This is a genomic window from Fusibacter ferrireducens (assembly GCF_015352425.1).
Taxonomy (GTDB): domain Bacteria; phylum Bacillota; class Clostridia; order Peptostreptococcales; family Acidaminobacteraceae; genus Fusibacter_A; species Fusibacter_A ferrireducens.
The window spans coordinates 22,366-33,406 of record NZ_JADKNH010000004.1 but is presented as its reverse complement, the minus strand read 5'-3'; the positions used below and the strand labels follow the sequence as shown (position 1 = coordinate 33,406).

Below are 11,041 nucleotides of genomic sequence, written 5' to 3'. Positions count from 1 at the left end.
CATCTCTTGATGCCTCAAACCGATTTTCGCTGACGCTGTTTGAGGTTGAACATTCCTCATCACAGCTTTCGGCTCAAATCTTGTTGTTTTAATTAAAAATTGGCATACATGCTGTATGCCGATTTCACAAGGACTGTCTGTTTCCAGGCAGTCTTTTATATTTACAAATAGAATTACGAACCTAAATTTCTTCGAGTTCCACTTGATCTGTTCCCAATCCAATCTCAACAGCATGTTTAATAGTCGCTCTACCAGTTTCAAATACAGGATGTCCATGCTCTTTTTGAAGCATATCAAGACATGCAACATCAATTGCAACAGGATCATCAGATGCAAACACGCCAATATCTTTCGCAATCGGCTTCATATGTTCCCCCATGCAATCACATTCTTCAGTGACATTGATTAGGAAAGTAATATAAATATTATCTTTCCCCTTTTGAGCGCCATAAGCATACTCAGCCACTTTTTCTCTAAAATTCTTGCCACTCCAATCGTTTCTTATGGCTCCAACTGGACAAACGGCAATACAGCCTGCACACCCTACACATTTTTCTGGGTCTATAACCGCTTTTTCACCCAAATCAATTGCATTTACATCACATTTTTGAATACATAAGCCACAGGCAATACATTTGGAAGCCTTCACCGTAGGACTGATACCAGAGTGTTGTGCGAGTTTACCACCTCTAGCTGCAAATCCCATAGCCAGTTGCTTCATTGCCCCGCCAAATCCAGCCATACCATGCCCTTTGAAGTGGCTGGTCACTATAAATTGATCGTATTTTGAGAATTCATGCCCTATTTTACAAGCTTCAAAATAAGTTTTATGGATCTCAACTTCATCATAAGCCTCACCATGATCTCCATCAGCTATGATAATCGGAAGTGCTGTAAAACCATGTGACTTTGCAAGTTCAATGTGACTTTCTCGAGTCGTTCTTGAACCTCTATAGAGTACATTCGTCTCAATGAAAGACGGTTGTACCTTATTTTTCTTAAGCGTCTCTATGATCCCCTCATAACACGTAGCCGGTACAAATGTCGTATTGCCTTTTTCTCCAAAGTGAACCTTAATAGGCACCTCTTTTGAAAACACATGACCCTTTGTCGCCACGACTTTTTCAAGCAACATTTGTGCTGCCGAGCTCAACGCTTCAGACTCGTTGCTGGTTACTCTCTTAAAATATACTTTTCCCATTTCTTTCCTCACTTTTAAATGCCTTATCTCTTCTGCGCTTATGCTCTCTAAGGCTTACTTATTTTTATTGTCAACCTAATTTCATCAATTGTGCCACTCTGGATTGAAGTGCATTTGACCAATTTGGATCAGTGGCATAGCGTTTGCCAATGGCATCCACTGAGATGCCATTAAAATACTTTCCTGAGGGATTTGTATAATGCTCTGCTAAATATTGCGCCACTTTATCAATACTGTCTCCTCTGCTGTCAAACTGAGCAGCACTGCTGTATGGCGTAGCATCATAGGCTCTAAAGCCAAAAATATTGTTTTTGTCTTGAGCAATTCGGCTCGTTCCAAATCCAGACTCATGTATTGCAAGCCCAGTTAAAAACCATGCATTGATACCGTATTTTTGCTCTGCTGCCACAAAATCATTCCCCAAACCAGCCAAAGCAGTGCCTTCCAACTTTTCATTCAAAGCATCTGCTGACACGCCACTCTTAAGCAATACATTTTGAGCATCAAAACCCTGATCTTCTGTTTTTGCACGACTCACTTTAGACGTCTCCGTCACATCAGGCGTTGCTTTCACATTTAATTTGTTTTCCAATATAGACTGGAATCGAGCTTGAGTTTCGTAATAGCTCTTGCTAGGCCCGATCTGGCTCGGTCCACTTTGAACTGAAGGCATGTTAATTTTAAAACTCATTTAAATCACTTCCTTAATAAAAGTTAAATCCTCACATAAAACATATACTCTCCATACCATCTTCATAATTCAGCAGTATAGTAATCCCATAGAAGAAAACAACCAAACACATTTGAATGTGTCGATTAATTAAAGGAGAGTTCACTATGAAAAAGACAATGTTATTTATACTCGTTTTAACTCTAGTTTCTGCTATGAGTTTATCATTTGCAGATATTGAAAATTACGGTGCTACAGGCGCCCTAGAAAATGATACACATACACTGGACGAAATGCTCATCTATGCGATTCAAGACGAATACACCGCACTGGCAGAATACGAACTCATCATGAGTGAATACGGTACAATAAGACCTTTTTCAAATATTGCAAAGGCTGAAACAAATCACATAAGCTGGTTAGAGCCTCTATTTGAAAAATACGATATAGATTTACCTGTAAATGAATCTGATCAAATTGTAGTCCTTCCGAATAGCCTAACTGAAGCTTATCAAACCGGTGTGGATGCAGAAGTATTTAACATTTCAATGTATGAATCTTTCTTAAAAGAAGATTTACCAGCAGATGTTAAAACCGTATTTGAAGCTCTAAAAAACGCTTCTGAAAATCATTTAAATGCTTTTAACAATCAAGTGGATAGAAGTTCAAGATTTAGACGCAATCAAAATTAATCTTCCCTTTTTTTCTCATAGAGTCACAATTTAACTTTCCCAGTAAAGTTAAATTGTGACTTTTTTATTAAAATAACAAGATTTGAGCTAAAAGCTGTGATGAGGAATGTTCAACCTCAAACAGCGTCAGCGAAAATCGGTTTGAGGCATCCTGAGATGACTCAAATGTTATTATATAACAAGATTTGAGCTAAAAGCTGTGATGAGAGATGTTCAACCTCAAACAGCATCAGCGAAAATCACCTCATATGACATTTCAGCAACCTGTGAAATGGTTTGATAGATAGAACAATATTCGGTTGCAAGTTTAGCCGCTTGTGTGAGTCCTAACTCTTTTTCGGCATTTATGATTGTAAACTTTACATTGACCCATTTGAGTGTTGTCGGTATTTCCTCTCTCTTTTCTCCTTCAACATGCATTTCTATGCGTTCAAATCCAATGCGTTTTTTCTTTGCTATGCCTAAAAAAGTGGCATAAAGACAAGATCCCAGTGCACCCAAAAGCATATCATAGGGTGCTAGCATACCCTCCTCGCCACCAACGAGAGCAGTTCCATGAGGTGCAATGAGTTTACCTTCAAACTCATTCGAAAATTTTAAGCGTATTTCTTTAGTATCCATTTCATATCCCTCGCTTTTTATTTTATCATACCATATTTTAACGGTTGATTTCCACCACAAACCTATGATATACTGTTCATCAGATACCCCCTGCACAGGGGGTGAGATTGTAAAGGAGTTCCACATGTCAAAACTAATCCCCTATCGTCAATGGATACAATTCTTCTTTGGATTGATCACAGCTATTGCTATTTTTACCACAGGTATCAGTCTATGGGTTATCTTTGGTCTAGCAAGTCTACTCGGTGTTTTCATGGGAAAAACCTTTTGCAAATGGATGTGCCCCATGGGATTTATCATGGAATGGATGACCAAGGGCATGTCATCGGATCAGTCCGCTCAACATATGTACAACTATCATAAGTTAGGCTGCCCCATTTCATGGGCTCAGGGATTCTTAAATAAATACAGTTTCTTTAAGATCAAGACCGTCACGACTTCATGTACATCTTGTGGCGCTTGCGATAAAACTTGTTACATCACAAAACTTAATCCATCCTACAGTTTTTATAAACCCCAGAAAAGTAACCCTGGCGAGGCTTTCAACTGCTCTAAGTGTTTAAAGTGTGTCGATGTTTGCCCAACTAAAAGTATTGAAATCAAATCAGGCTTCCGTCTGTTTGATTAATAAAGGGGTAAGATGTTCTTACCACCACCTCATTTGAACGCTATATCCATTTTAGCGTTCTTTTTTTGATTATTTTCCTAAAAATATGATAAACTTTATATAAGCAAATTATATATTTAGAATTACTTGGAGGTTCAATTGCAAAACAAAAATAGAAAAAAATTTTTTGTGACAATAAAAAAACGTTTTTTAGTCTATTTGCTCATTATCGTCATTGGGATCATATCCATTCTCTTTATTTCACTCTACTCAGGAGAATTACTTAAAAACAATGCAAAAGCCATCAATATATTAGGCAAGCAACGCATGTTGACACAATCTCTCTCAAAAAATGCCAGTAGACTCTACGTCGTCAATGAAGAACTCAGTTCTGGAGATTCCATTCAATCGGATTCAGTCTTAACTCAAAAAATTGCAACCATAAAACAACATCTTGTAGAAGATGGAAGTACATATCAGGCTGTCTATGAAAACTTAGCTACTGGGACAATCCTATTCAATGATGAAATTATTAAAATTCCCGGTAAGCTACTCCAAAAAATAGAGCCGGAGCTGAACTACATTGTTGACATTTGGGGCGATTTTAATCTATCCATTCGAGAAATTGCAGAATATGATTACAAAAGTTCGACCTTTAAAAAAGCGCTTGTTTATATCAATGAGAACAACGAGTCACTTCTTTTGCACTCGGATTTAATACTAACTGTATTTGAAAATCACATGGTCCATCAATATGAGTTTTTTAGAAACCTGATTTTCTTCCTCGTGGCGTTTGTCGCTGTTGTCACAAGCTTTCTGATGTATCAAATGTATTCTGATCTGTTTAAAGCTTTGAATGTTTTTTACAAACATATTGATATGCTCGGGTTGGAGAGTAATAACACTCATGGAATGTATAAAGGCAATGCAATTGCCAACGAAGTGGAAGCCATGTTTTCAGGTTTTAAAGAAACATTGGAGCTCACTGAAAAAATTAATACTTACGATTCATTTACAGAAACGCTTGATTATATTTATAAATCCTTTAATCATTTTTTACCCTATTCCTATATTGGCATTGCATTGCTTAAAAATGGTAACCCTATGAAAGTCGTTGCCTCATATGGCATTTCAGAGATATCTCACCAAGGCCTTGCAGAAGCGCTTATTGGATACGAAGTATCTTTATCAGAGACGAGTTTAGGGCAGATCATGACACTTAAAGAACCTAGAATTATCAATGATTTCGAGGCCTATTTTGACAATAGACCCATAAAAAAATACAGTCAAATTTTGCTAGATCATAATGTAAAGGCATCTATAACCCTGCCACTTGAAGCCAATGGCAAACCTATTGGATTTATATTTTTTTCAAGCGATCATAAAAATGTCTATCATAAAAAGCACATAGAGTATTTAAAGATCCTCAGCAACTCAATTGCATTGTCCTTTCAAAAGAATATATTTGTGGACGATTTAGTTTACTCTAGCGTTCTTGCTCTGGCGAAATTAAGCGAAGCTAGAGATGAAGATACAGGCGATCACTTGGTGCGCATGAGTCGCTACGTGAGCATCATTGCAAAGAAATTAAAAGATTCGCCTAAATATAAGGATATCATTACAAATACTTATATTGTAGACCTTGTCAAATTTAGTCCGATGCATGATATTGGTAAAGTGGGAATTCCGGATTACATTTTGCTTAAACCGGGAAAACTCACAAAAGAAGAATTTGAAATTATGAAGACACATACCATTTATGGCGCAAATGTCTTGCGAGAAGCAGAAGAAAATGTAAAAAATAAAGGCCGCAGCTTATTCTCAATGGGCATTGAAATTGCTCAAAATCATCATGAAAAGTATGATGGTTCCGGCTATCCCTCTGGTCTTTCAGGCGAAAATATTCCGCTCTGTGCACGCATTGTAACCGTTGCAGACGTATTTGATGCTTTGCTTTCAAAAAGACCTTATAAGGAACCTTTTACTCTGGAGACAACCCTAAAAATTATTACAGAGGGCCGAGGCAAACACTTTGATCCCGATATTGTTGACGCTTTGTTCGAAAGTCTCGATGAGTTGCTTGTGGTAAAAAACAAGTTTAAACAGGTTCATCTTTAAAGTAGATGTATTGTCCCAGAGGTTCATTGTCCTCTAAAATCTTATAACCCTTTTCGCTTATGATTTTCTCGATTCAAGCCTCGAATAAAATCTTTCGGCTCAAATCTTGGTGTAAAAAAACCATCCCATCATTAAAGATGAGATGGTTTTTTCATGTGCCAAAGAAAGCTCTAAATAAACCCTGTTTTCTCAAAAAGAGATTTTATTTCTCTTTTTGAGAAAATAGATTTCTCAAACGCTTTCTTTTGCCCCGTTTTAGTCTCATTTCAAGACAAAATCGCCCCAAATGCGTTGGCATTATTCTTGCAATTAACTATAAATAATCGTGACGAGTATGCGTAACAACGACAAGTCTTAATTAAAGGAGCGTAAAAATCATGCGTACATTCATAAACAGTCCAGAAGAGATCCAAAGTTTAATCCTATCAACACTTCAAAAGGAAGTCGTCCCTGCAATGGGTTGCACAGAACCAGTTGCCGTTGCACTGGCAGTTGCCAAAGCAAAAGAACTTTTGAAAGAAACTGATCTTCTCAAAGAAATCCATGTGTCTGTCAGCCCTAATATCTATAAAAACGGTCTTTCAGTAGGCATTCCAGGAACAAGAGAGGTCGGACTTGCCATTGCTGCTGCACTTGGTTACACAAGCGGTAAAAGTGAAAATGATTTAAAAGTACTTTCTACAGTTACTGACCAAGATGTTACACTTGCCAAAGACATCATTCGCAAGGGGATGCTCATCTTAGATATTAAGGATACTGCTCACAAAATTGATATTGAAGTCTCTATAAAAACGGACACTCATACCGCTAAAGCAATCATTATGGACAGACATAATCAATTTGTTTTCCTATCATCTGATCAGCAAATTTTATTGGATCAAATAGATGACAACGTCTCCACTGTCGAAGAAAATCCACTTTTTAATTTATCCATATCAACCCTCATTGAAAATATCGAACTCATGTCTTTTGAGTCCCTTTCATTCTTGATGCAAGGGGCCACTATGAATCGCAGTATTGCAGAGTATGGTCTCACACATTCAGCAGGCATGCAGGTTGGACGTACACTTCAAAATTCTAAAGCACTTACGGATGATCTCTCCACACGCGCTATGATCTTAACTGCAAGTGCCTCTGATGCAAGAATGGATGGTGTAAGCCTGCCAGTAATGAGCTCTAATGGTAGTGGCAACAACGGTCTAACTGCTATCCTTCCCATTGTAGCTTATAGTGAACTCAATCAAATTGAAGATATTGATTTCGCCAAAGCCATTGCAATGAGTCACATTGTTAACAGCTACATCAAAAATGCTATTGGTCGACTTTCCTCTATATGTGGCTGTGGTGTCGCAGCGGGCACAGGTGCATCTGTGGGACTGGCTTGGCTTATGGGCGCAACACGAGAACAACTCGATAGCGCTATTAACAACATGCTTGCCAACACCAGTGGCATGATTTGTGATGGTGCAAAGATAGGGTGTTCACTAAAACTGGCAACCTCGGCTCAAGCAGCAGTTCAATCTGCAATTCTCGCCGCTGCGGGTATATGTGTTCCCGCTTTTAATGGCATTATTGGAGACACAGTCGAAAGATCTATTGATAACCTGCACACGCTCTCCAATGAGGGCATGATGAAAACAGATGAAATCATGCTCAGCATCATGAAACAAATGCAGACTGAAATATCAACTCAATCCATGTAAACAAATACCCAGTGTTCAGAACGCGAAGAACATATTAAGCATCTGAACACTGGGTTTATCTTTAGGATGTTAGAGATATTAAAATTATAGATGTTTTAGAGCGATCCATGAATTTCACCTAAAACTTGTGCCTGTAACAATTGATCTTTTGGCAAATCCAAATCAAAGAGTTCTTTTATGACTTCTTCGATTGTATCCATTGGTTTGAATACGATTTCATCTGTTACTTCACTAGGAATATCTTTCAAATCCTTCATATTTTCTGTGGGAATCAACACCTTTTTTACACCTGCTCTATGAGCAGCTATAATCTTTTCTTTTATTCCACCTACTGGCATCACCATACCTCGAAGCGTTACTTCACCAGTCATGGCAATATCTGAAGGCACTTTTCTACCTAAAACTAAAGATGAAATTGCACTAAAGAGTGCCACACCTGCAGAAGGGCCATCTTTCTGAATTGCTCCAGAAGGCACATGAATATGAAGATCTTTTTTTGCAAATTCAAAGTTTGTGGTTTGAAATGCCAGTCTTGATTTCACAAGGCTAAGTGCAATTCTTGCAGATTCTTTCATGACATCACCCAGTTGCCCTGTGAGAATCATTTGTCCATTTCCTGGCATAAATGAACCTTCAATGAACAGGATATCTCCACCCACAGGTGTCCATGCAAGTCCAGTCACAACACCACATGCATTGTTTTTACCGATCAAATCATGTCTTGCCTTTGGCCTTCCCAAGAATTCTTCTACCTTGAATTCATCCACTACAAGCGGCAAATCAACTTCTCCAAGCACTATTTTTTCAGTAGCAACTCTTGCAACACTTGCAAGTTCACGTTTAAGTCCTCTCACACCAGCTTCCCGAGTATAGTCACCAATAATTTTTAAAATGGCTTCATCGCTGTATTGAAGCTGATAAGAAGAGAGTCCATGTTCTTCAAGAACATTGTTCACCAAGTGATCCACAGCAATATGAAACTTTTCTTGGTTGGTATAACTGGATAATTGTATGACCTCCATACGATCTAATAACGGTCCTGGAATACCCCTCAAATTATTAGCAGTTGCTATAAAAAAGACATCTGATAGATCATAAGGCACCTCTAAAAAATGATCTGCAAAAGTATTATTTTGTTCAGGATCAAGCACTTCAAGCAATGCGCTTGCAGGATCACCACTATTGCCTACCATAAGTTTATCCACTTCATCTAATATGAATACTGGATTGGTTTGACCTGCTTTTTTCATGCCTTGAATAATTCGACCTGGCAAAGCCGCCACATAAGTCCGTCTATGCCCTCTGATCTCAGCCTCATCCCTTATGCCGCCTAAACTCATTCTCACATAAGGTCGATCCAGTGCATTCGCAATACTCTTGCCTAAACTTGTCTTACCTGTTCCAGGAGGTCCAACGAGTAACAAGATAGATCCCTGCTTTTCTTTTTTGAGTTTCATAACTGCAAGGTGCTGAATGATTCGATCCTTGACTTCTTTTAACCCATAATGTTCACTATCAAGTACTTTTCTTGCTTCTTCAATATCGATTTCTTTCGCTTTATGTTTACCCCAAGGGAGAGCCAACAATAATTCTAAATAATTGACAACGACATTTCGTTCTGCACTTTGAGGTGACAAGCCTTCAAATTTGGTAAGTTCATCAAAGGCAATCTTTTTGGTCTCTTCTGGCATCAAAGAAGCTTCAATGCGTTCTCTAAAATCTTGTTTATTAGAACCGCCTTCTGATTCATTCAGTTCTTCTTGAATGGCCTTTAATTGTTCCCTTAAGAATGCTTTCCTATAATTCTTATTCGCCTCTGTTGAAAACTTTTCAGAAATTTCCTTTTGAAACGCAAAGAGTTCCTTTTGCTTAATCAAAAGATCAATCATTTTCATCCCTTTGTCACTATAACTATAAGTTTCAAATATAGCTTGCTTGTCTTCTATTTTAACTTGCATATATTGAAGCAATACCCCGCACATTAAAGGCAAGTCATCCAACTCTTCAAGATATTGCACAAAAGGTTCAGAGCCCTTGAAATATACACTGATCTCTTTTACCTGTTTTTTAATGGTCTTCAGCATTTCATGCAGTGTTGCTTCATCCATGTCAACCACATCTTCTTCAAAGTTATAGGAAGCCTTAAGGTCATTTTCAAGTTCAAAAAATTGACCTACCTTAATTTTCTCAAGTGCCTTAACATCCAGCACATAAAACCCTTGTTCAAGTTTGATGCTCTTTACGTTTAATAGGACACCTGTTTTATAAAAATCACCCACCTGATATCGATGATCTGGCATCGTCTTTTTAACAGTGATACCCAGTGCATAGTAGTCATCAGCCATAAGGCTTTTCTCCAAGTCTTTATTCGGATCTTTTGCAATTCGAATGGTGATTTCAGTACCCTTAAACAAAACCATATCGGTTATACCTAGTACGTTCAACGTCTTATGAATCTCTTCTCTTCTCATATGAAAGCCTCCTCTCACAATTTCTCTATTGAACTCATATCATTAGCTTTTCAAGTAATGAAGTCAATATCTCAATTTCATTTGTTTCCAACCTCTGTACAATTTTTTCGACTAAATAACGATAGCTCATCTGATCTAATCGCGCTAGTTTTTCACCCTTGTCCGTAAGCGTAATATAGTAAATACGACCATCCAGAGAACATTGGTGCTTCATAACACAATCTAGATTTTGTAGTTTATGAACAGTCTCCGTAACTGTGGGTTTTTTTAAATCTAAAATCTCTGCCAGATTGCTAATCGTGGTTGCTTCAAATTCATCAATGAGTTTTAAATACTCAATTTGTTTAACGGTCAGTTGATCTGCATCTAATTCGTCAATCAATTGAAAAGTACATTGACCTTTCAACTCAGCCAATGCTTCTAAAAGTGTCTCAAGTTTTAAATAACCATTATCTTGATGCATCTTTTCATTCACTTCCTCAGTAATTAGTTAGGTGCTTACTAACAAAATACCATACTATTCGTCTTGCTTCTTACATATTTCGTGTCTAATTTGTTACAAATCATTTAACAAAACCTTTAATCGATCCGTTTCTCGATCTATGGGCTCCCTATTTTCACACAAAAAAACGTCTTTGATTGATTGTCATATCAATCTAAGACGTCTTTTTACAGTAGCATACCTTAAAATAGTACTGGAAAGTTTAAAATTGTAAAGTTTAACTGCTACTAAAAGATTAACCTATGAAATTCTTACAGAAGTCTTGGCACATCTTCCTTTTCACTGACGAAAATATCGCTGTTATTTTGAACATACAGTGTTGCAACACCCGCATTTGTTAAAATTGTAAGTGCCAACAAAGCCATAATCATTTTCTTTTTCATATCCGTTCTCCTTATAAAAAGTATTTTTTCAATGCTATTTTATAAGGAATATGAAAATTATAGTCCCGATATG

At 37.5% G+C, this 11,041-nt stretch carries 10 protein-coding genes; 4 read left to right on the top strand and 6 right to left on the bottom strand.

Annotation, left to right across the window (positions count from 1 at the left end; all coding sequences use genetic code 11):
- Positions 1-181: 181 nt before the first annotated feature.
- Both ISU02_RS07125 and ISU02_RS07120 read right to left on the bottom strand, forming a co-directional pair.
- Positions 182-1,201 (bottom strand): DUF362 domain-containing protein, encoded by a 1,020-nt coding sequence (locus ISU02_RS07125; protein ID WP_194701129.1) that lies wholly within the window; start codon positions 1,199-1,201, stop codon positions 182-184.
- A 70-nt stretch (positions 1,202-1,271) separates the two neighbouring features.
- Positions 1,272-1,892, bottom strand: coding sequence for a glucosaminidase domain-containing protein (locus tag ISU02_RS07120; RefSeq protein ID WP_194701128.1), 621 nt, complete (start codon positions 1,890-1,892; stop codon positions 1,272-1,274).
- 146 nt (positions 1,893-2,038) lie between these two features.
- Here ISU02_RS07120 and ISU02_RS07115 point away from each other — a divergent pair, with 146 nt between their 5' ends.
- Positions 2,039-2,563, top strand: a complete 525-nt coding sequence (locus tag ISU02_RS07115; RefSeq protein ID WP_194701127.1) for a ferritin-like domain-containing protein — start codon at positions 2,039-2,041, stop codon at positions 2,561-2,563.
- A gap of 219 nt (positions 2,564-2,782) precedes the next feature.
- Here ISU02_RS07115 and ISU02_RS07110 read toward each other — a convergent pair whose 3' ends face one another.
- Positions 2,783-3,184, bottom strand: a complete 402-nt coding sequence (locus ISU02_RS07110) for an OsmC family protein (RefSeq protein ID WP_194701126.1) — start codon at positions 3,182-3,184, stop codon at positions 2,783-2,785.
- Positions 3,185-3,308: 124 nt separating this feature from the next.
- On the opposite strand from ISU02_RS07110, the gene ISU02_RS07105 reads away from it, so the two are divergent.
- From ISU02_RS07105 to ISU02_RS07095, 3 genes are all read left to right on the top strand, one after another.
- The gene (locus ISU02_RS07105; protein WP_194701125.1) at positions 3,309-3,812 is read left to right on the top strand and encodes a 4Fe-4S binding protein; all 504 of its coding nucleotides are present in this window, start codon (positions 3,309-3,311) and stop codon (positions 3,810-3,812) included.
- A gap of 138 nt (positions 3,813-3,950) precedes the next feature.
- Positions 3,951-5,909 (top strand): HD domain-containing phosphohydrolase, encoded by a 1,959-nt coding sequence (locus ISU02_RS07100; protein ID WP_207736217.1) that lies wholly within the window; start codon positions 3,951-3,953, stop codon positions 5,907-5,909.
- Between the two features lie 377 nt (positions 5,910-6,286).
- Positions 6,287-7,612 (top strand): L-cysteine desulfidase family protein, encoded by a 1,326-nt coding sequence (locus ISU02_RS07095; protein WP_194701123.1) that lies wholly within the window; start codon positions 6,287-6,289, stop codon positions 7,610-7,612.
- A gap of 95 nt (positions 7,613-7,707) precedes the next feature.
- Here the strand turns inward: ISU02_RS07095 and lon are convergent, their stop codons facing one another.
- From lon to ISU02_RS24105, 3 genes are all read right to left on the bottom strand, one after another.
- Positions 7,708-10,083 (bottom strand): endopeptidase La, encoded by a 2,376-nt coding sequence (lon, locus tag ISU02_RS07090; RefSeq protein ID WP_194701122.1) that lies wholly within the window; start codon positions 10,081-10,083, stop codon positions 7,708-7,710.
- A 34-nt stretch (positions 10,084-10,117) separates the two neighbouring features.
- Positions 10,118-10,546 carry a MarR family winged helix-turn-helix transcriptional regulator gene (locus ISU02_RS07085; protein ID WP_194701121.1) on the bottom strand — a complete coding sequence of 143 codons (429 nt, stop codon included), beginning with the start codon at positions 10,544-10,546 and terminating at the stop codon, positions 10,118-10,120.
- Positions 10,547-10,836: 290 nt separating this feature from the next.
- Entirely contained in the window at positions 10,837-10,968 is a 132-nt protein-coding gene (locus ISU02_RS24105) for a hypothetical protein (protein WP_267459416.1), read from the bottom strand.
- Between the last annotated feature and the right edge of the window lie 73 nt (positions 10,969-11,041).

What these genes read in the sequence shown, in the direction of transcription:
- lon (WP_194701122.1), bottom strand. Translation starts at nt 10,083, where the DNA reads ATGAGAAGAGAAGAGATTCATAAGACGTTGAACGTACTAGGTATAACC.
- ISU02_RS07085 (WP_194701121.1), bottom strand. Translation starts at nt 10,546, where the DNA reads ATGCATCAAGATAATGGTTATTTAAAACTTGAGACACTTTTAGAAGCA.
- ISU02_RS07105 (WP_194701125.1), top strand. Translation starts at nt 3,309, where the DNA reads ATGTCAAAACTAATCCCCTATCGTCAATGGATACAATTCTTCTTTGGA.
- ISU02_RS07120 (WP_194701128.1), bottom strand. Translation starts at nt 1,892, where the DNA reads ATGAGTTTTAAAATTAACATGCCTTCAGTTCAAAGTGGACCGAGCCAG.
- ISU02_RS07095 (WP_194701123.1), top strand. Translation starts at nt 6,287, where the DNA reads ATGCGTACATTCATAAACAGTCCAGAAGAGATCCAAAGTTTAATCCTA.
- ISU02_RS24105 (WP_267459416.1), bottom strand. Translation starts at nt 10,968, where the DNA reads ATGAAAAAGAAAATGATTATGGCTTTGTTGGCACTTACAATTTTAACA.
- ISU02_RS07110 (WP_194701126.1), bottom strand. Translation starts at nt 3,184, where the DNA reads ATGGATACTAAAGAAATACGCTTAAAATTTTCGAATGAGTTTGAAGGT.
- ISU02_RS07115 (WP_194701127.1), top strand. Translation starts at nt 2,039, where the DNA reads ATGAAAAAGACAATGTTATTTATACTCGTTTTAACTCTAGTTTCTGCT.
- ISU02_RS07125 (WP_194701129.1), bottom strand. Translation starts at nt 1,201, where the DNA reads ATGGGAAAAGTATATTTTAAGAGAGTAACCAGCAACGAGTCTGAAGCG.